Origin of the sequence: Eubacterium ruminantium, from assembly GCF_900167085.1 — a bacterium.
Taxonomy (GTDB): Bacteria; Bacillota; Clostridia; order Lachnospirales; family Lachnospiraceae; genus Eubacterium_Q; species Eubacterium_Q ruminantium.
On sequence record NZ_FUXA01000006.1, the window covers coordinates 149013 to 169083 of the forward strand.

The following is a 20071-nucleotide window of genomic DNA, read 5'->3' on the forward strand; positions in this document are numbered from 1 at the left end:
GTGCCTGTTTTTTTATTTCAGCAAAAAAACAATATTTATGGGGAATATTTTTATTAAGGAGGCTATGAAATTAACATGAACATTAAGTAAAAATATTGGGCAATTAGAGGGGTTGCCTGTAGCAAAGAAAGGGGAAAGGTTATATGAAGAAATTACGTAAATTTTTGGCTATGATTCTTTCGGCAGCACTTATTGTCGGTACTATTAATGTCAAAGCATATGCTAAAGAAAATGATGATCTTAATTCTCTCATTTCCAATATTACTTTAGGTAATACAGTAATATTGGAAGGGGATAAGTATGAATCAGGACCGGAAGAATATCGGTATAGGTTTGATCCTTCAAGTCTTGAGATAGAACTTTCTACCGGTGAGGTTTTTAAGAATGATGGGCCGTACGGAAGTATTTGGGATGTTCAGGAACAGTTTAGACATGCAATGATTGATAAATATCCTGAAGTAAATTTTTCTTTTGTTTGTGAAGATATATATGGTGATAAAACCGATTTGGATGTGGGCGAATATAATGTGAATTATTATGTTTATGCTGATGATGAAATCATTGCCACAGGTCAATATTCATTTGAAATAGTCGAAAATGACATAGAAGCAGTGCGATTAGAAGACAAAACTTTGGTTGAAGGGAAGACTCAAGAAAGATGGGATGATAAATTAGATCAGTCTTATAACGTTTATGATGTGTCTCCGAGTGGTGTGACCATCGAAACTTCTTCGCATGGTATTTATTCAGGAAATTTCTATGACACTATTGATGAGTTTCAGAAGGATTATGGTTTAACAAGTGTTAGTCGTGATGTATATGATGATTATCAGAGTGTTGATCAAAGTCTTGGTTTAGGTGATTATTATTTCCATGTTTTATTTGCGGGTCAAAGCTACGAATACAGTGCAAGTATTATCAATAATCCAATAACCTCCATACAAATATCGGATAAGGTTTATCTGGAAGGTGAGTACGAAACAAGAGATGAATATTTTGTAAATGATGAAAGTGTTAAATATGATTGGTATGCGTATAATACTTGGCCGGAATATATAAAAGTTACTGCAGGAAACGTAACTTATGAAGGAAATTATGATGAAGTCAGTGATAAAATAAAAAAGGATTATCCATATATGGATACAGGATTCTGGAATGATGATGGTAATCAGGAAGTGGATAAGCTTTGGGGTGCAGGACAGCACACTGTAAAATTCAAATTCCTTGAATTGGAAGGAACCTACGAAATTGTCATTAAGGCTAATCCTATAGATCATATAGTTGTACAGGATTTTGAAATTTTGGAAGGAAATACCCGTACAGAAAAAGAATATTGGGATAATGATGAAAGAATAGAATTAGATTGGGAAAGATATAATGTTGAACCGGAAAAAATTGATGTGTATTTAAAAGATGACACAGTTATATCCGGTAACGTATGGGATGTCAGAGACCGTCTGGAAGATATATATAAATTAAAATTTGATACAGGATTTGATGATGATCAAACACCTACTAACATTTGGGAAGCCGGAACAGAGCATGCGGTTAGACTTTTTATGGGTCCTGTTTCATGCGGATACAAAGTTAAGATTTTAGAGTCGCCTATAGCTAATGTTGTAGTTAATGATAAAACTATAATTGAAGGTGACGTTCATAAAGAATATGAATATTGGGTAGACGGCGAGAGATATGAGTATGAATGGGAAAAATATAATGTTGATCCGGGTGAGATCATAGTTACTTTAAAGGATGGTACACAGATTACCGGTAATGCATGGGATCTTGGACAGCAATTAAGTGATCAATTTGGATTAAAGTTTGATGTTTATACTAATGATGATCAAACACCATCAAATATTTGGGAAGCAGGTAAGACTTATCCGGTTACATTGAAATTCGGATCTGTATCATGTAATTACAGTGTTAGTATTATAAAATCACCTTTAAAGAATGTGACAATACTTGGTGATGTATATATGTTGGATGACGACTATGAAGTGATCACTGAGTATAATGGCGATAAAGAAATTACATATAAAAAGTATAATTATTGGCCTGATGAGATTGAAGTTGAGTTAGTTAATGCTGTTAACGGTAAAAGCAAGATCAGCGGAAGAACAGATGATGTTATTGATGAACTGGCTTCTATATACGAATGTGACAGAAGAGATATTTCAGCTTATACCATTGACGGACAGGCGGATGGTGAAAGCTTTGAAATGGGAGAAAATACTGTTTCATTCAAGATCCTTGGAAAAAGTGCGGAATTTAAGGTTGTTATAATAAAAAATATCATCGATAAGCTTACAGTTGGAGATGGATACTGCGATATTAAAGATAAGACAGTGCTTTATTCGTATTTTGATAAAGACGAAAAAGAAGTATTTGAGCAGTTTGACGGATACTTTGTTATGCCTGAGAAAGCGAAGATATTCTACACTGACAACACTTCATTTGAAGGAAACTTACAAGAAGTATATGACGACCTTATTGCAAAATATAATATTACAAATGGATTTTTGCATATAAATAACAGCGTTGTTACCAATCAGAGACCGGATAATTCTTGGGATAAAGCAGGAAGCTATGATGCAGTATTCTATTTCGGGAATTTTGTATGTCCATTTAATATAATTATCTATGATGGAATCCAACCTGATGCATTTATGATAATATCAAGTCCGATTGATACTACGGCGTTTGAAGGTGACTATGCTAATTTTTCTGTAGAAGCACAAGGTGAGAATATTTCTTATCAGTGGATGCTTTCTAAAGACGGAGGAAAAAACTGGACTAACAGTTCGGCAACCGGCAGTAAGTCTAAAACAGTTAAAGTTTTGGCAAAAGAAAGCAACAGCGGATATTTATACAAATGTGTTGTTAAGAGCGGAAATGAAACTCTTGAAACTGATCCGGTGATTCTTATAGTTGACTCAAATATTGCATCAAGTGTTTCAAGTTATGAAACTTGTGCCGGGGATACAGTTAAATTCAAAGTTAAACTGAATTCACCAAATAATGCTTCATATCAGTGGCAGATAAGTAAAGATAACGGAAAGAGCTGGAAAGACAGCGGGTCTACCGGAAATAAGACAAATGTATTGCAGATCACAACAAGATTTGATCTTGATGGAGCCAAATACAGATGTAAGATAACCAAAAACGGATATACGATCATTTCTGATGCCGGAGTGCTGATTATAAATCCTAAGATCACTTCTGAACCTGGTTCTGCATCTGCATATTATGGTGAAACGGCAACATTTAAAGTTGTGGCAAGAGGAACAAATCTTAAATATCAGTGGCAGGTAAGTGGTGACAACGGAAAGAATTGGTCAAACAGCGGGTCTACCGGCAATAAAACATCTACTCTCAAAGTGATTGCAAAATCAACCAATAATGGTAAGAAGTTTAGATGTGTTATTACTGACGGTGTTAATATGATGACATCGCAGACTGTTACTATAACTTCAAAGAATAATATTATTTCACAGCCTATTTCAAAAACAGCTAAATCAGGAGCAAAAGCTATATTTACTGTTAAGGCAAACGGAAGTAAGCTCAGTTATCAGTGGCAGATAAGTAAAGATAATGGAAAAACCTGGAAGAACAGCGGATCTACAGGTAATAAAACGGCAACACTTACTGTAAAGGCTGAAACAAGATTAAACGGTACAAAATACAGATGTGTTGTCACAAACGGTACAGTTAAAATAAATTCAAATGTTGCAATTTTAACTGTAAAGTAATAAGATAATCAATGTTTTTGTTTTCTTTGGCCCGGGTGCTAACTTATTCATTTAAGTGGTGCCCGGGTTTTTAAATTTGAAGTTGAAAAAAATGAGCAAAAGTAATACAATATACTAGGCGAAAATTGGGTCTGTAGTTATGTGAAAATATAGTTACAGAATCTGGTAATATAACAATAATGGAGGACTGAAATGAGTAATCAAGGTTTATCAGCGAGTGAGCGTATTGCCTGCTTACTTGATGATTCAAGTTTTGTTGAAGTTGGTGCTTATGTAGAAGCCAGAAGTACAGATTTCAACATTCCAAATTGCGAAACACCTAAGGATGGAGTCATTACAGGTTATGGCCTTATCGGCAATAAGCTTGTATATGTTTACAGCCAGGATGCAAGTGTTCTTGGTGGAGCTGTAGGTGAAATGCATGCAAAGAAGATTTCCAACATCTACAATATGGCAATGAAAGTTGGAGCGCCTGTAATTGGTCTTATTGATTCAGCCGGAATCAGACTTCAGGAAGCAACAGATGCACTTAATGCATTCAGCAGACTTTATCTTAAGCAGACAATGGCTTCAGGAGTTATCCCACAGGTAACCGCCATTTTTGGTAACTGCGGTGGTGGTGCGGCGATAATACCTGCATTATCTGACTTTACATACATGACAAAGAATAATTCAAAGCTCTTTGTTAACAGTCCTAATGCTCTTGCAGATAATTATACTGAGAAGCTTGATACTGCCGGAGCTGCATATCTTAGTGAGAATACATCTTTGGTTGATAATGCATTCGATACAGAAGAAGAGGTTCTTGGTGAGATCAGAAACCTTATAAGCATTATCCCATCAAATAACGTTGAAACAGCTATCAATGAAAATGATGACGATCTCAACAGAATCATACCTAACCTTGATGGTTTTGCTGATGATGCGAGAGCTGTTCTTCAAAATATTTCCGACAATTCACTTTTTGTAGAAATTAAGAAGGATTTTGCAAAAGACATGGTAGTAGGATTTATTTCACTTGGCGGCGCTACAGTAGGTTGTGTTGCTAACCAGGTTAAGGACGGTGGAAAAGCTCTTACAACAAATGGCGCAAAGAAGGCTGCAAAGTTTGTTAACTTCTGCGATTCATTCAATATACCTGTACTTTCTCTTACAAATGTTGAGGGATATGCTTCAACAGTTGAAGAGGCAGGAACAATTGCACCTGCAGCAGCAGAACTTTCTTACGCTTTCGCAAATGCAACAGTTCCAAAGGTAAATCTTGTTATCGGTAATGCATTCGGATCTGCATATACTGTAATGAACAGCAAGGCTCTTGGTGCTGATATCGTTTACGCTTGGCCAAATGCTAAGATCGGTATGATGGATGCAGAGATGGCTGTTAAGATCATGTATGCTTCAGAACTTGAAGCTGCTACAGACAAGCAGGCATTTATCTCAGAGAAGATTGCTGAATATAACAATGTTCAGAGCAGTGTATTAGCTGCTGCTAAACGTGGTTATGTCGATGATATCATTGAGCCTGATGCTACAAGAAAGAGAATAATTGCGTCACTTATCATGCTTGCAACAAAGGATGAGCAGAGACCATTCAAAAAACATTCCAGCCTGTAAAATCTAGGTTTTATGATATTGCAGAAGAGAAAGGGTTAAAAAATGAAGAAAAGACTATTACTCATTTTAAGCTTAGTTATGCTCCTTTCACTTGCAGGATGTAAGAGTTCTGATGATGGAAAGCCATTTGATTATAATGAAAATATTATGGCAACGATGACCGCAAGCTACATTAACCAGTTTAAAGATGTAACAGGTGATGAAGCTGAATATTATATGACAAAAGGTACAGAACTTGAATCCAGCTTGGTTAAAGGTTTTAATCAGTTAGAGTCAACTGATAAGGTTGGAGCATTTGTAACTATTCCGGGTGGCGGAAGTGCAGAACAGGCTAAGTTTAAAAACGGATCAAGTAATGATATTTTATGTACTGTAAGATGTACATATGAGAACAGAGATGTTGATGTTACTGTTTCATTTGTAAAAAATCTTGAGTACTATAAAGAAACAGCTGCTTTTCGCAGACAGTTAGAAGCATATTGCAAGGATAATCAGATCGATCCTGATGAAGCTGCAAAAGAAAGCGGATATGAGAGTTTTGATGAATTTATTGATGCACAAATGCTTCAGCAGGGTATTTATCCTTACACACCTGTTCAGGGTGAAGTATCTGCGGTATACAGTAAGAGTGAACTTCTTAAGAAAGCCGGAGCAAATACAGCTATCGGTATGAGTACAGTATTCTGTGCACTTATATTTATTTCATTTATTATCTCTCTTCTTAAGTTTGTTCCAATGCTTTTCAATCCTGACCGTAAGAAGAAAGCGGCAGCTGAGGTTGGAAAAGTTGTAAATAAACCTGAAGAGATAATTCCGGAGAAGGTTGCTGAACCGGTTATCGATAATGAAAATCTTGCATCTGACGATGAACTTGTTGCTGTAATTACTGCAGCACTTTATGCAGCATTATCAGATGAGAGTAAAACAAATGCAATCAGCAAGGACAAACTTGTTGTTAGATCAATCAGAAGAGTAAGATAATCAGGAGGATTATTATAATGAAGAATTATAGAATTACAGTAAATGGTACAACATATGATGTAGCTGTAGAAGAAGCAGATGGATCAGCAGTTTCAGCAGCTCCAGCTCCGAAGGCAGCAGCTCCTGCACCAAAGGCAGCAGCTCCAGCTCCAAAGCCTGCAGCACCTGCAGCATCTGGTAGCGCAGGTAGCGTAGTAGTAGCAGCTCCAATGCCTGGAAAGATTCTTGGTGTTAAGGTTGACAGTGGTAAGGCAGTTAAGAAGGGTGAAGTTCTTCTTATCCTTGAAGCTATGAAGATGGAAAATGAGATCGTTGCACCTCAGGATGGAACAGTAGCATCTGTTAATGTTCAGGTTGGCTCTCAGGTTGAAGCCGGCGATACACTTGTAACACTTAACTAATATAAGTTGTTAATTGTATTGCGGTAGATATCCAGAGGAGGTAAAGAAATGCTCGATATATTAAAAAATTTGGCAGATCAGACAGGCTTTGCTACTCTTGGCTGGAAGAATTACGTGATGTTACTCATTGCATTTTTCTTCATGTATCTTGCAATAGCTAAAGGGTTTGAGCCTCTCTTGCTCGTTCCTATCTCTTTCGGTATGTTCCTTGTGAATATGTTCCCAAGTATTATCGAAGAGGGCGGATTATTACATTATTTCTATAAACTTGATGAGTGGAGTATTCTTCCTTCACTTATATTCATGGGCGTTGGTGCTATGACAGACTTTGGTCCGCTTATCGCTTACCCACCAAGTTTTATACTCGGTGCAGCCGCTCAGTTTGGTATTTATGGTGCTTACTTCCTTGCAATCGTTCTTGGATTCACAGGAAAAGAAGCAGCAGCTATTTCAATCATCGGTGGTGCGGATGGTCCTACATCAATCTTCCTTGCAGGAAAGCTTGGTATGGGTAGTACACTTCTCGGACCGATAGCCGTGGCGGCGTACTCATACATGTCGCTGGTACCTGTTATCCAGCCACCTGTTATGAAGCTTCTTACTACAGAAAAGGAAAGACTTATCAAGATGCCACAGCTTAGAAAAGTTACAAAGCTTGAGAAGATTCTTTTCCCAATCATTGTTACTCTTGTAGTAGTTATGATCCTTCCGACAACAGCTCCACTTGTTGGTATGCTTATGCTCGGAAACCTCTTTAGAGAGAGTGGTGTTGTTAAACAGCTTACAGAAACATCTTCAAATGCACTTATGTATATAGTAGTTATCCTTCTTGGTACATCAGTTGGTGCTACAACAAGTGCTGAAGCATTCCTTAAGCCAACAACACTTAAGATAGTTGTTCTCGGACTTGTTGCATTTATCCTTGGTACGGCCATGGGTGTCGTGTTCGGTAAGATAATGTGCAAAGTCACGCACGGCAAGGTTAATCCGCTTATAGGTTCTGCCGGAGTTTCAGCGGTTCCTATGGCTGCCAGAGTTTCACAGAAGGTTGCTGCAGAATATGATCCTACAAACTTCCTTCTTATGAATGCGATGGGTCCTAATGTTGCCGGAGTTATCGGTACTGCAGTTGCTGCCGGTTCATTTATGGCGATATTTAATGTTCACTAATCCTGATGGGAATTTAATTTTGTTATAAATAAATCTAATGTGACTTTTAAATTGATCTGGATAAATAAAGATATACAGAAAGGACAATAAAATGGCTGAACAGATTAAAAAGGTTGGTATTACCGAAACTGTTCTTCGTGATGCTCATCAGTCACTTATAGCTACACGAATGACAACAGAGGAAATGCTTCCTATTATTGATAAAATGGATAAAGTCGGATATCACTCAGTAGAGTGCTGGGGTGGTGCTACATTTGATGCATGTCTCAGATTCCTTAAGGAAGATCCATGGGTAAGACTTAGAAAACTTAAAGATGGTTTCAAGAATACAAAGCTTCAGATGCTTTTCAGAGGACAGAATATTCTTGGTTACAACCATTATTCAGATGATGTTGTAGAATATTTCGTACAGAAGTCAATTGCAAATGGTATTGATATCATTCGTATATTTGACTGCTTAAATGACCTTCGTAACCTTGAGACAGCTGTTAAGGCTGCAAACAAGGAAGGTGGTCATGCTCAGATAGCTCTTTCATATACACTCGGTGATGCATATACTCTTGATTACTGGAAGAATATTGCTAAAGAAATCGAGGATATGGGTGCTAACTCAATCTGTATCAAGGATATGGCAGGTCTTCTTGTTCCATATGAAGCAGAGAGACTTGTTAAGGCTCTTAAGGAAGGTACATCACTTCCGATTCAGCTTCATACACATTACACATCAGGTGTTGCTGCAATGACATACCTTAAGGCTGTTGAAGCCGGATGTGATATCATCGATACAGCTATGTCACCTATGGCAATGGGTACATCACAGCCTGCAACAGAAGTTCTTGTTGAGACATTTAAGGGAACACCTTATGACACAGGAATCGATCAGAACCTTCTTGCAGAGATAGCTGATTACTTTGCTCCACTTCGTGATAAATATATTTCAAGCGGACTTATGAGCACAAAGGTTATGGGTGTTAATATTAAGACACTTCTTTATCAGGTACCTGGTGGTATGCTTTCAAACCTTGTTTCACAGCTTAAAGAAGCAGGACAGGATGACAAGCTTAGAGCCGTTCTTGAGGAAGTTCCTAAGGTTCGTAAAGATTTCGGTGAACCACCACTCGTAACACCATCTTCACAGATCGTTGGTACACAGGCAGTTCTTAATGTTCTTTACGGAAATGGTGGAGAAGGCGCTGACAGATATAAGATGTTTACACAGCAGTCTAAGGACCTTCTCGCAGGTAAGTATGGACAGACAGTTAAGCCATTCAACAAGGAAGTTCAGAAGAAGGCTATCGGCGATGTTGAACCTATAACATGCAGACCGGCAGATAATATTCCGGCTATGCTTCCTGAATTTGAGAAGAAGGTTGCTCCTTACAAGCAGCAGGATGAGGACGTTCTTTCATACGCACTCTTCCCACAGGTTGCTACTGAATTCTTCAAGTACAGAGATGCACAGCAGAAGAAGATTGATACAACTGTAGCGGATACAGATGCAAAAGCTTATCCTGTATAATAAATAATTAAATGCTCCCTTGATATAAAAGTGTTGCAGTGCCTGTCTAAAGACAATTACTATTATCTTTTATATTTAGGGGGCATATTTTCTGGGTTTATAAATTTTTACAAGGTCGATGTATCATATCGATATATCATATCGGAAAGAAAATTATATGAAAAAAATGATAATTATAGGTGCCGGAGCTGCCGGGATGATGACAGCTGTTCACGCATCAAAAAACTATGATGTAACTATAATTGAAAAAAATGAAAAACCGGGAAAGAAGCTCTTTATTACCGGGAAGGGAAGATGTAATGTCACTAATAATTGTGATGAAGAAACATTCCTGAAAAATGTCATAACAAACTCTAAGTTTTTATATAGTTCAATTTATAATTATAATCAGAGTTCCGTAATGAAGGATTTTGAGAAATGGGGAGTTAAGTTAAAGACTGAAAGAGGTAACAGAGTATTTCCTGAAAGCGACCACTCATCGGATGTTATAAAAGCACTGACTGAGCAGATGAAAAAATGTTCTGTTAAGGTTATTTATAATACTGAGGTTGTCAGGGTTATCACAGAAAAAAGAACAGAATCAAATGACTCTTCGTATGACTCTTCACATGACTCTTCACACGACTCTGTAAATTGTTTCGGTGAAGCAAATAGAAACTCGAGTGATTTGGTTGCTATCGGGGTTGAAATCATTTCTCAAAATAGTAAGAATCGAAAAATATTAAAAGCCGATGTTATAGTTATAGCTACAGGTGGATATAGTTATCAGACCACCGGATCAACCGGTGACGGATATAAATTTGTAAAAGATATGGGTGTCGATGTTACACCGATAAGAAGCGGCCTTGTACCTATAGTTACAAGAGAAGCTGAAGTTAAGGATCTCATGGGGCTTTCTTTAAAAAATGTTTCACTAAAAGTAACTGCTTTAAAAGAAAATTTCCCTAAACTGAAAAAGGATAAAGTTATCTTTGAAGATTTCGGAGAAATGCTTTTTACCCATTTTGGTATAAGCGGACCTTTGGTTCTTTCGGCGGCTTCATATATAAGCTTATTTGTTTATAAGGAAAGGCATAAGATGATTTCAGCAGATGAGGAAGAATCATTTATCATGGATAATAATATCTCCGGCATCAAAATGGAAATTGATCTAAAGCCTGCCTTATCTATAGATGAACTTGATAAGCGAATACTTAGAGATTTTGATGAGTTTCACAATAGAGAATTCCAGAATAGCCTGGGTAAACTTCTTCCTAGACTCCTTATACCTGTAATAGTAAAAAGAAGCGGAATTAAGGCACAGAAAAAGGTAAATGAAATTACTGCGGAAGAGAGGATAAAGTTGAGGGATACACTGAAGCGATTTACTCTAAATATGCATAGTTTCCGTGGCTTTAATGAGGCTATTATTACCGGTGGAGGTATTTCGGTAAAAGAGATAAATCCGCAGACTATGGAACTGAAAAAGGTGAAAAATCTCAGGGTGGCAGGTGAGGTTATAGATGTTGATGCACTCACTGGCGGATTTAATCTGCAGATTGCATGGTCGACTGCGAAAATTGCAGCCGAAATATAATGTTTAATAAAAAATTATTTTTTGTAATATGATATATATGGTACAATAGAAAAATGAAAAATACAAAATATTATATGGGGGTGCGTTATGAACATAGCCATTGATGGTCCTGCCGGCGCAGGCAAAAGTACTATCGCAAGACTTGCGGCAAAAAAACTTGGATTCTTGTATGTTGATACAGGAGCGATGTATAGGGCCATAGCATTATATTTACTTTGGAACGAAACTGATATTGATGATGAAGAAGAACTTAAAAAAGCTCTTGAGAGAATCAATATTAATATAGTTTACGAGAATAATGTTCAGCATGTATTTTTGAATTTCCAGGATGTTTCTGCAGAGATAAGAAGTGAAAAAGTCAGCATTATGGCTTCTAAGACATCAGCTCTTCAGCCTGTAAGAGACAAGCTTCTTAATCTTCAGAAAGATATCGCAACCAAGAATAATGTTATTATGGACGGCAGAGATATCGGAACAAATATACTTCCAAATGCTGAAGTAAAAATCTATCTTGATGCTTCCGTTGAGGTTAGAGCTAAAAGACGTTTTGATGAAATGAAGAACAAGGGTGAAAATCCTGATCTTGAATCTATCAAGCTCAATATTATCGCGCGTGATGAACAGGATATGAATAGAAAGATTGCTCCGCTCAAAAAGGCGGAGGATGCTACTCTTATCGATAGTTCATATATGTCAATTGACCAGGTTGTAGATAAGATCATAAGTCTTGAAAGAGAAGCAAATAAAGATAAATAAGACTTTTGAAACAGAATCAAAAATCTTAAAATATATTTAATTTTATAAAACGACTCGTACAAAGTAAAAACGACTCGTACAAAGTAAAAACGACTCGTACAAAGTAAAAATGACTCGCACAAAGTATAAATGACTTGTACAATTTATAATTAAAAAATGTAAAACTTAAATCGGAAAGGTATGGATCTGTATTCCGGATCAGGATTATTTATGGAAGTTATACTTGCTAAAAAAGCAGGATTCTGCTTTGGTGTGGAAAGAGCTGTAAATGCAGCATTTTCTGAGGCGGATAAAGCTAAAAAAGAGAATAAGCCTATCTATACATTTGGTCCTATTATTCACAATCAGATAGTTGTGGATGATCTGAAGGCACATGGCGCGGATATGATAAGTTCGGTGGATGAACTTGATAAGATTCCACCATCCAGGATAATAATCAGATCTCACGGAGTAGGAAAAGATGTTTATGAATGCATTACAAAAAACAGACATGAGATAATTGATACGACTTGTCCTTTTGTAAGTAATATTCATAAGATAGCGCATGATACAACTGAATCAGGGGCTGATCTCATAATAATCGGCGATGCATCTCATCCTGAAGTTATAGGAATAAAAGGATGGTGCACCAAAATGCCATTTATAATAAATGATGTATCAGATATCGACGAACTTCCTGATTTTAAAGGAGATGTGACAGTTGTATCGCAAACAACATTTAATTCAAAAAAATTTAATAATTTAGTTGAATTTTTACAAAAAAAATATTATAATATTCGTGTTTGTAATACTATCTGCAATGCGACTGCAGAGAGGCAGGAAGAAACAAAAAAACTTTCTTCCGAAGTTGATGTGATGGTTGTCATTGGGGATCCTAGTAGCTCAAATACTAAGAAGTTATATGAAATAAGCAGACAGCAATGTGAAAATACTTACTATGTACAGACACTTAATGACTTGGATTTAACTGTTATTGAATCCGCTAGTAGGGTAGGTATTACTGCTGGGGCATCTACCCCGAAGAAAATTATTAAGGAGGTTCATGACAGTATGTCGGAGACTAATGAATTTGAAAAATTATTACAGGAGGAAGAAGATTTCTCTATCAGAACAGGCCAGATTATCGATGGTACTGTTATAGGTGTTAAGCCGGATGAAATAATTGTTGATATTCACTACAAGTCAGAGGGTATCGTTACAAGAGAAGAATATTCGAACACACCTAACATCGATCTTACAACAGTAGTTAAAGAAGGCGACCCAATTACAGTAAAGGTTGTTAAGACTAACGATGGTGAAGGTCAGGTTGTTCTTTCTTATAAGAGAATTGCAGCTGAGAAGGCATATGCAAAGCTTGAAGAAGCTTTCAATAATGAAGAAGTTCTTAAGGGAACAGTTACACAGGCACTTAACGGTGGTCTTAGCGTAACAGTTGATGAGTGCAAGGTATTCATCCCTGCAAGTCTTGTATCTGATGCATTTGAGAGAGATCTCAAGAAGTATGAAGGTACAGAAGTTGAATTCGTACTTACAGAGTTTAACATCCAGAAGAGAAGATTCATCGGTAACAGAAAGAAGATTATCGTTGAGAAGAAGGAAGCTCTTGCAAAAGAACTCTTCGGACGTATTGAAGTTGGTCAGACTGTAGAAGGTACAGTTAAGAACGTTACTAACTTTGGTGCATTCATCGATCTCGGTGGTGCTGACGGACTTCTCCACATCTCAGAGATGTCATGGGGAAGAGTTGATAATCCTAAGAAGCTTTTCAATGTTGGTGATAAGGTTAAGGCATTCATCAAAGATATCAATGGAGACAAGATTGCTCTTTCTCTTAAGTTTGATGATCAGAATCCTTGGCTTTCAGCAGAAGAGAAGTATGCTGTAGGTAATGTGGTAACTGGAAAGGTTGCTAGAATGACAGATTTCGGTGCTTTCGTAGTGCTTGAGCCTGGTATTGATGCACTTCTTCATGTTTCACAGATTGCTCTTGAGAGAATCGAGAAGCCTGCAGATGTTCTTAAGGTTGGTGATGAGATCACAGCTAAGGTTGTTGATTTCAAGCCTGAAGAGAAGAAGATCAGTCTTAGCATCAAGGCATATCTTAAGGATCAGGGAATCGAAGCTGAAGATTCAGCTGATTATGATGATGCTGAAGCAACAGATGCTGAGTAATTATTCTGAATAATATATAAAACGAAAAGAATGAGTTTTTCTCATTCTTTTTGTTTGTAAAATATAAAATATACTTGCATTATTTTATTTGCTATGATATATTATAACAGTTGTTTAAGAAAGATGGTCCGCTGTATCGCATAGATAGTAAGAACATCGAATATTATAAATGGAGGAACATTTCGATGAATAATTTTGAAATCATGAAGAGCATTGAAGATGCTCAGCTCAGAGAGCAGACATTTGATTACAATGTTGGTGATACAGTTAAGGTATCAGCATTGATCAAGGAAGGTAACAGAGAAAGAATTCAGGTTTTTGAAGGAACTGTTATCAAGATTCAGGGTACAGGTTCAAGACAGACATTCACAGTTAGAAAGAACTCTAACGGTGTTGGTGTTGAGAAGACATGGCCAGTACATTCACCTCTTATCGAGAAGATCGAAGTTGTCAGAAGAGGTAAGGTAAGAAGAGCTAAGCTTAATTATCTCCGTGACAGAGTTGGTAAGAGTGCCAGAGTTAAAGAGATTGTTAAATAAGCAATTAATTTTGACCGGAGTATATTTATACTCCGGTTTTTTGTTTTATAATTTTCAGATAAGGATTAGATGACTGTATGGATGATTTGAAAAGAAGAAAACAAAAAAATATAGTTGATTTTAGTCTCGTTAAAAGTGAGAAGAAGATCAAAGGGAAGAAGAAACCACTCAAAAAACTCGAGTTTTACATTATTCTTATAGCATCTGCTCTTGTATTCGGTTTTGCTTTCGTAACCTTTATGTATCAGACTGTTACCATGAAAGGTCCTTCGATGCAGGGTACTATTGAAGATGAAGATGTAGTTGTTGTTTCAAAAATGCGTAAATTCATCAAGGGTGTGCATGTTAATGATGTGATTGCTGTTAAAAGATCGAAGGATACTTATTACAGTATTAAGAGAGTGGTTGCAAAACCGGGCGACTCAGTACAGATAATTGGTGGAAAATTATATGTAAATGATGAGCTGCAAGAGAAGTTTAAAGATCAAATCATAGTAAATCCCGGTAATGCATCGAATAAGATAGTACTCGAAAAGAATCAGTTTTATGTACTGGGTGATAATGTAAATAATTCCGATGACAGCAGATTTCCTGCAGTAGGAATTGTCCAGAAGACGGATATTACAGGTATAGTAATTTATAAACTTAGTCCAAAAGAACATAAAGGCAAAGTCAAATAATAATGCAGATTATATTAAAAAACCATTGACTAGCCTTGAAATATATGTTATAACAATTTAGTGCAATTTTGTTTGACCCAAACAGTTGTTATGCACAAAATTCATTTCACAACTGGAGGGAGGGTGGAAAATGTCAAGCGTAGTAGTAAAAGAAAATGAGACTCTCGACAGCGCTCTTAGAAGATTTAAGAGAAACTGTGCTAAAGCTGGTATCCAGCAGGAAATTCGTAAGAGAGAACACTACGAAAAGCCTAGCGTAAAGCGTAAGAAGAAATCTGAAGCTGCTAGAAAGCGTAAGTTTAAGTAATTTAATTTGAGTTTATACAAAGTCCTTTGCATATTTATGCAGAGGACTTTTTTCGTGCAAATAATAATCAAATTTATATTAAAAATCATATAAATGTAAAGATATTTCGGGAATTCTCAACTAAGGTTTCTTAAGGTAATTTACTTTGACATACATGGGGGATTATGGTAATATTGTGAGTGTTTGCGAGAGGAAGAATCTAATGGAAAAAGATAACAAGAAAAAAGGTAATAAACTTCTTTGGTCTATACTTTTTATTGTGATTGCGGTGCTAAGTGTTTGGGCTGTCACGCAGCAGAATAAAAGCTTTTCCGTGAAGAAATTTGCCCAATTCATTGATGGCGCTAAGCCTTCATTTATTATCGGTGCTTTCATTTCAATGCTTATGTATATCGGATTTGAAGCACTCGCTCTTAAGTCAATAACACAGATATTTGGATATAAAACTGATTTTTTATCCAATTATTTTTACGCTTCGGGAGATTTGTATTTTTCAGCGATCACACCTTCGGCAACCGGGGGTCAGCCGGCATGCGGATATTTCATGAATAAAGACGGAGTTCCGCTTATGGCAACAACAATAGTGCTTGTTGTTAATACATTTCTTTATACATTTTCACTTGTAATCCTTGGAGTTGGTGATCTTATCATCAATCCGAAAACAATACTTAGATTTGGTCCATTATCAAGATTTTTCATAATTTTTGGTATTGCTATACAGATCGGACTTGCGGTTTTCTTCTACTTACTTATCAAAAAAGAATACCTTCTTGAAAGAATTCTCAGATGGTTTATCAGAGTACTCGGAAAGCTTCATTTTGTTAAGAATGTTGATCAGAAGACAGAAAAGATCAAGAAGAAGATGGACGAATACAGAGAAACGTCCGAAATGATAAAAGGAAAAATGAATAAGCTGTTTATTCCGCTTATTTATAATATATTTATGCGTCTTTCCCTCATTGCCGTAAGCGTATTTGTTTACCTTGCTACAGGCAATTTGGCTGCAGATGTATGGAAGGTTGTATCTATTCAGATATTTGTAATCATCGGTGCATATGTAATTCCTATACCCGGTGCCATAGGTATAACTGATTATCTTATGATCGATGGATATAAGAGTCTTTTTGATTCAGAACAGGCAGTTAATCTCGAATTACTTAGCAGAAGTATTTCATTTTATGCATGTATATTGCTATGTGGAATTTTAACACTAATCAGATTTATCTGGGTTAACAGGAGGAAGAAATAAAATGATCGGTTTTTATGACTATACAATGTTTTTAACATATATGTCACTTATCTCTGCAGGTACCGGAATTATAGTTACCCTTAGCGGACATGGACATCCATTTATAGGAATATTTTTCCTGATGTTAAGTGGATTTTGTGATGCTTTCGATGGAAGAGTTGCAAGAACTAAGAAGGATCGTACACCTACTGAGATGAAGTACGGAATGCATCTTGATTCATTATCGGACATCGTTGCATTTGGTGTTCTTCCGGCATGTATCGGTTCTGCTCTTATAAAGACTTCACCGTTCCTTGATAAATCATGGCATATTTATGATGGTTCTGTAAGAGCTGTTGTTATTCATGTTATTCTTAATGCAATTCTTGTATTTTATGTGCTTTGCGCACTTATCAGACTTGCTTATTTCGATGTGACTGAGGAAGAAAGAATTAACAAAAATGAAGGCCCAAGAAAGAGCTATACAGGACTTCCTGTAACTAATTCAGCTCTTATTTTCCCTACAGTTATGCTTCTTCAGTATATTACTAAGATTGATATCACACTTGTTTATTTTGTTATAGCACTTATCACAGGTTTCCTTTTCATATCAAAGATCAAGGTTGTTAAAGCCGGCCTTAAGGGAACTCTTATGTGCATTGGATTTGGTGCGGTTATATTTGCGCTTATGTTAATATACAGATATGTAATAAAATAATTGTGATATTAAAGTAATTTCATTTCATTTGAAAGATTTTGAGGGGTTAAAGATTATATTGGAAAATGAAGAGAAAACACTTGAATTAAACATCCCTGATGATAAGATTCAGAATATCTTCGGGAATTTTGATTCAAATATCAGAAAGATTGAAAGATCATTTAATATAGATTATTTCCAGCGCGGAAGTAATCTTGTTCTTAGCGGCAGTCCCTCAGGGATAGAGTCCGCATCTTACGTTATAAACGAAATGCTTAAGGTCTTATCATCCGGCGAAGAGATTAATGAACAAAAGCTGGATTATATTATTTCCCTTGCTATAGAAAATAATAAAGAAGACAGTTTGTCCGATCTTGACAGAAATATCATTTGTCATACTGTTCAGGGCAGACCTGTAAAAGCAAAGACTTTTGGTCAGAAGAAGTATGTTGAAGCTATAGATAAGAGTATGATCATTTTTGGTACGGGACCTGCCGGAACAGGAAAGACTTATCTTGCCATGGCGAAAGCTATTTCAGCATTTAAGAAAAATGAAGTGGAGAGGATCATTCTTACACGACCTGCTATTGAGGCGGGAGAGAAACTTGGATTTCTTCCGGGTGATCTGCAAAGTAAGATAGATCCGTATTTAAGACCGCTTTATGATGCTTTATATGAGATAATGGGTGCTGAGCAATTCATGAAAAATATGGAGAAAGGGCTTGTTGAAGTGGCTCCTCTTGCATATATGAGAGGTAGAACTTTGGACAATGCATTTATAGTTCTTGATGAGGCTCAGAATACAACACCATCTCAGATGAAGATGTTTCTTACTCGTATTGGATTTGGTTCAAAGGCTATTATTACAGGTGATCTTACACAGAAAGACCTTTCTGCAGATACTAAATCCGGTCTGGAGATAGCTCTTAGAGTTGTAAGAAATATTGAGGGTATCAGCATATGCGAATTTACAAGTAAGGACGTTGTAAGACATCCTCTTGTACAGAAGATTGTTGAAGCATATGATGAGTATGATAAAAAGACAGTATCCAAGAAACCGGATCAAAAGAGGCGTTATAATGATAATAAACATTGATTCTGAATATTCTGGAGAATTAATAATTTCCGATGAATTTTATGATATAATAAAAGACGTGGCTGAATATGCATGTGACTTTGTCAAATGTCCTTATGAGACTGAGGTGAATGTACTTCTTACAGACAACGAAGGAATCAGGGAGATAAATAAAGACAATAGAAATATCGATAAGCCAACAGATGTATTATCTTTTCCGATGCTTGATTATAACGAGCCTGCTGATTTTTCCCTTGCAGAAGAAAATACATATGATTATTTTGATTCTGAAAGCGGAAATCTTATGCTTGGTGATATCGTTATTTCAATCGATAAGGTTTATAGTCAGGCAGAAGAATATGGACATAGTCCAAAGAGAGAGATAGCATTTCTTACTGCACATAGTATGCTTCATCTTTTTGGTTATGACCACATGGAGGATGACGAGAGGGAAAGAATGGAACATCTTCAAGAAAGAATACTAAACGAGAAAGGATATACTAGAGATTATGAATAAGAAAATTATTACAAAGGCATTACTCGTAGGAATGAGTCTTATGATGCTTACAGGTTGTGGAAAGAAAAAGAAAGAGAAACCTACTACTGAAGCTCCTACTACAACAGAAGCAACAACAGAACAGACGACAAAGGCAACAACGGAGGCAACAACAGAGGATGCACACCATGGGCTTGTACAGAGCGACCTTAATGGTGAATGGGTTAAGCCGGAAGTGGCTAAGAAGAGACCTATTGCAGTAATGATAAACAATATTGATGTTAGCTGGCCTCAGTCAAGTATTTCTAAAGCAGATGTTATATATGAAATGACAGCAGAAGGTGGTATTACAAGACTTCTTGCAGTTTATTCTGATTATTCAAATCTTGAGAAGATTGGTTCAGTCAGAAGTGCCAGACAGTACTTTGTTATGAAATCAGTTGAGCATGATGCTATCCTTGTCCATGTTGGTGGATCTACATGGGGTAAAGAAGCTATTGCAAATAATAATGTAGATGATATTGATGGACTTGATGAGACATATTTCTACAGAACTGATGACAGAGAAGCTCCACATAACTGCTATATAAGTACAAAACTTATCGATGAAAGTATTGATTATCATGGTTATGAAAGAAATCACAGTTCATCATACAAGAATGTATTTGATTTCAATGAGGAAGATACACCTCTTGCATCAGGTGAAGATTGTAATAAGTTAACAGTTAGATATAACTCATTTACAATTCCTTACTTTGAATATGATAAGGATAAGAAGGTTTATAAGAGATTTGAGTATGACACAGCTCATATAGATGATACAAATAATGAGCAGGTAACATGTAAGAATATATTCGTTCTCTTCACAACAGTATCTATAATGCCTGATGGCAAATATAGTGATGTTGAACTTAATGGTTCAGGAGAAGGGTATTATGCTACAGACGGTAAGATCGTTCACATTAAATGGGAAAGATCAGGCGATGATAGTGTTACAAGATTCTACACAGATGATGGTAAGGCTATAAAACTTAATCCAGGTAAGACAAATGTCGAATATTTTGACGTTGAAGATAGTGAAAATGTAACTTGGGAGAAATAATAGATT

17 protein-coding genes are annotated in these 20071 nt (G+C 36.4%); all 17 read left to right on the forward strand.

Going from position 1 to position 20071, the window contains the following annotated elements; genetic code table 11:
* Positions 1 to 143 precede the first annotated feature (143 nt).
* The 17 genes from B5D25_RS04875 (at position 144) to B5D25_RS04955 (ending at position 20065) form a co-directional block, all read left to right on the forward strand.
* Positions 144 to 3752 (forward strand): immunoglobulin domain-containing protein, encoded by a 3609-nt coding sequence (locus tag B5D25_RS04875; protein WP_078786831.1) that lies wholly within the window; start codon positions 144 to 146, stop codon positions 3750 to 3752.
* A gap of 192 nt (positions 3753 to 3944) precedes the next feature.
* Positions 3945 to 5366 carry an acyl-CoA carboxylase subunit beta gene (locus B5D25_RS04880; RefSeq protein ID WP_078786832.1) on the forward strand — a complete coding sequence of 474 codons (1422 nt, stop codon included), beginning with the start codon at positions 3945 to 3947 and terminating at the stop codon, positions 5364 to 5366.
* Positions 5367 to 5408: 42 nt separating this feature from the next.
* On the forward strand, positions 5409 to 6347 hold the full coding sequence (locus B5D25_RS04885) for an OadG family protein (protein WP_078786833.1): 939 nt from the start codon (positions 5409 to 5411) through the stop codon (positions 6345 to 6347).
* Between the two features lie 17 nt (positions 6348 to 6364).
* Complete coding sequence (locus B5D25_RS04890) at positions 6365 to 6748, forward strand: biotin/lipoyl-containing protein (RefSeq protein ID WP_078786834.1); 384 nt, start codon at positions 6365 to 6367, stop codon at positions 6746 to 6748.
* Between the two features lie 48 nt (positions 6749 to 6796).
* On the forward strand, positions 6797 to 7918 hold the full coding sequence (locus tag B5D25_RS04895) for a sodium ion-translocating decarboxylase subunit beta (RefSeq protein WP_078786835.1): 1122 nt from the start codon (positions 6797 to 6799) through the stop codon (positions 7916 to 7918).
* Positions 7919 to 8009: 91 nt separating this feature from the next.
* Positions 8010 to 9437 carry an oxaloacetate decarboxylase subunit alpha gene (locus B5D25_RS04900; protein WP_078786836.1) on the forward strand — a complete coding sequence of 476 codons (1428 nt, stop codon included), beginning with the start codon at positions 8010 to 8012 and terminating at the stop codon, positions 9435 to 9437.
* A 157-nt stretch (positions 9438 to 9594) separates the two neighbouring features.
* Positions 9595 to 11013 carry a BaiN/RdsA family NAD(P)/FAD-dependent oxidoreductase gene (locus B5D25_RS04905; RefSeq protein WP_078786837.1) on the forward strand — a complete coding sequence of 473 codons (1419 nt, stop codon included), beginning with the start codon at positions 9595 to 9597 and terminating at the stop codon, positions 11011 to 11013.
* An 87-nt stretch (positions 11014 to 11100) separates the two neighbouring features.
* A complete protein-coding gene (gene cmk, locus B5D25_RS04910; protein ID WP_078786838.1) occupies positions 11101 to 11769 on the forward strand; it encodes a (d)CMP kinase in 669 nt (222 codons plus the stop codon).
* A gap of 210 nt (positions 11770 to 11979) precedes the next feature.
* Positions 11980 to 13941 (forward strand): bifunctional 4-hydroxy-3-methylbut-2-enyl diphosphate reductase/30S ribosomal protein S1, encoded by a 1962-nt coding sequence (locus tag B5D25_RS04915; protein WP_078786968.1) that lies wholly within the window; start codon positions 11980 to 11982, stop codon positions 13939 to 13941.
* 185 nt (positions 13942 to 14126) lie between these two features.
* Positions 14127 to 14480, forward strand: coding sequence for a 50S ribosomal protein L19 (gene rplS / locus B5D25_RS04920; RefSeq protein ID WP_078786839.1), 354 nt, complete (start codon positions 14127 to 14129; stop codon positions 14478 to 14480).
* A gap of 77 nt (positions 14481 to 14557) precedes the next feature.
* Positions 14558 to 15160, forward strand: a complete 603-nt coding sequence (gene lepB, locus B5D25_RS04925; RefSeq protein WP_078786840.1) for a signal peptidase I — start codon at positions 14558 to 14560, stop codon at positions 15158 to 15160.
* Between the two features lie 130 nt (positions 15161 to 15290).
* Positions 15291 to 15467: a 30S ribosomal protein S21 gene (gene rpsU / locus B5D25_RS04930; RefSeq protein ID WP_027117384.1), complete on the forward strand. Its 177-nt coding sequence runs from the start codon at positions 15291 to 15293 to the stop codon at positions 15465 to 15467.
* Between the two features lie 202 nt (positions 15468 to 15669).
* A complete protein-coding gene (locus B5D25_RS04935; RefSeq protein ID WP_159444084.1) occupies positions 15670 to 16716 on the forward strand; it encodes a lysylphosphatidylglycerol synthase transmembrane domain-containing protein in 1047 nt (348 codons plus the stop codon).
* Between the two features lies 1 nt (position 16717).
* Positions 16718 to 17413 carry a CDP-alcohol phosphatidyltransferase family protein gene (locus B5D25_RS04940; protein WP_078786842.1) on the forward strand — a complete coding sequence of 232 codons (696 nt, stop codon included), beginning with the start codon at positions 16718 to 16720 and terminating at the stop codon, positions 17411 to 17413.
* 58 nt (positions 17414 to 17471) lie between these two features.
* Positions 17472 to 18488 (forward strand): PhoH family protein, encoded by a 1017-nt coding sequence (locus B5D25_RS04945; RefSeq protein ID WP_078786843.1) that lies wholly within the window; start codon positions 17472 to 17474, stop codon positions 18486 to 18488.
* Positions 18472 to 18984 (forward strand): rRNA maturation RNase YbeY, encoded by a 513-nt coding sequence (gene ybeY / locus B5D25_RS04950; RefSeq protein ID WP_090168446.1) that lies wholly within the window; start codon positions 18472 to 18474, stop codon positions 18982 to 18984. The genes B5D25_RS04945 and ybeY overlap by 17 nt, the downstream gene beginning before the upstream one ends.
* A complete protein-coding gene (locus B5D25_RS04955) occupies positions 18977 to 20065 on the forward strand; it encodes a DUF3048 domain-containing protein (RefSeq protein WP_078786844.1) in 1089 nt (362 codons plus the stop codon). Before ybeY ends, B5D25_RS04955 begins: the two co-directional genes overlap by 8 nt.
* Positions 20066 to 20071 lie beyond the last annotated feature (6 nt).

What these genes read in the sequence shown, in the direction of transcription:
- B5D25_RS04875 (WP_078786831.1), top strand. Translation starts at nt 144, where the DNA reads ATGAAGAAATTACGTAAATTTTTGGCTATGATTCTTTCGGCAGCACTT.
- B5D25_RS04915 (WP_078786968.1), top strand. Translation starts at nt 11,980, where the DNA reads ATGGAAGTTATACTTGCTAAAAAAGCAGGATTCTGCTTTGGTGTGGAA.
- lepB (WP_078786840.1), top strand. Translation starts at nt 14,558, where the DNA reads ATGGATGATTTGAAAAGAAGAAAACAAAAAAATATAGTTGATTTTAGT.
- B5D25_RS04955 (WP_078786844.1), top strand. Translation starts at nt 18,977, where the DNA reads ATGAATAAGAAAATTATTACAAAGGCATTACTCGTAGGAATGAGTCTT.
- B5D25_RS04885 (WP_078786833.1), top strand. Translation starts at nt 5,409, where the DNA reads ATGAAGAAAAGACTATTACTCATTTTAAGCTTAGTTATGCTCCTTTCA.
- B5D25_RS04880 (WP_078786832.1), top strand. Translation starts at nt 3,945, where the DNA reads ATGAGTAATCAAGGTTTATCAGCGAGTGAGCGTATTGCCTGCTTACTT.
- B5D25_RS04935 (WP_159444084.1), top strand. Translation starts at nt 15,670, where the DNA reads ATGGAAAAAGATAACAAGAAAAAAGGTAATAAACTTCTTTGGTCTATA.
- rpsU (WP_027117384.1), top strand. Translation starts at nt 15,291, where the DNA reads ATGTCAAGCGTAGTAGTAAAAGAAAATGAGACTCTCGACAGCGCTCTT.
- B5D25_RS04940 (WP_078786842.1), top strand. Translation starts at nt 16,718, where the DNA reads ATGATCGGTTTTTATGACTATACAATGTTTTTAACATATATGTCACTT.
- B5D25_RS04895 (WP_078786835.1), top strand. Translation starts at nt 6,797, where the DNA reads ATGCTCGATATATTAAAAAATTTGGCAGATCAGACAGGCTTTGCTACT.
- cmk (WP_078786838.1), top strand. Translation starts at nt 11,101, where the DNA reads ATGAACATAGCCATTGATGGTCCTGCCGGCGCAGGCAAAAGTACTATC.
- ybeY (WP_090168446.1), top strand. Translation starts at nt 18,472, where the DNA reads ATGATAATAAACATTGATTCTGAATATTCTGGAGAATTAATAATTTCC.
- B5D25_RS04905 (WP_078786837.1), top strand. Translation starts at nt 9,595, where the DNA reads ATGAAAAAAATGATAATTATAGGTGCCGGAGCTGCCGGGATGATGACA.
- rplS (WP_078786839.1), top strand. Translation starts at nt 14,127, where the DNA reads ATGAATAATTTTGAAATCATGAAGAGCATTGAAGATGCTCAGCTCAGA.
- B5D25_RS04890 (WP_078786834.1), top strand. Translation starts at nt 6,365, where the DNA reads ATGAAGAATTATAGAATTACAGTAAATGGTACAACATATGATGTAGCT.
- B5D25_RS04900 (WP_078786836.1), top strand. Translation starts at nt 8,010, where the DNA reads ATGGCTGAACAGATTAAAAAGGTTGGTATTACCGAAACTGTTCTTCGT.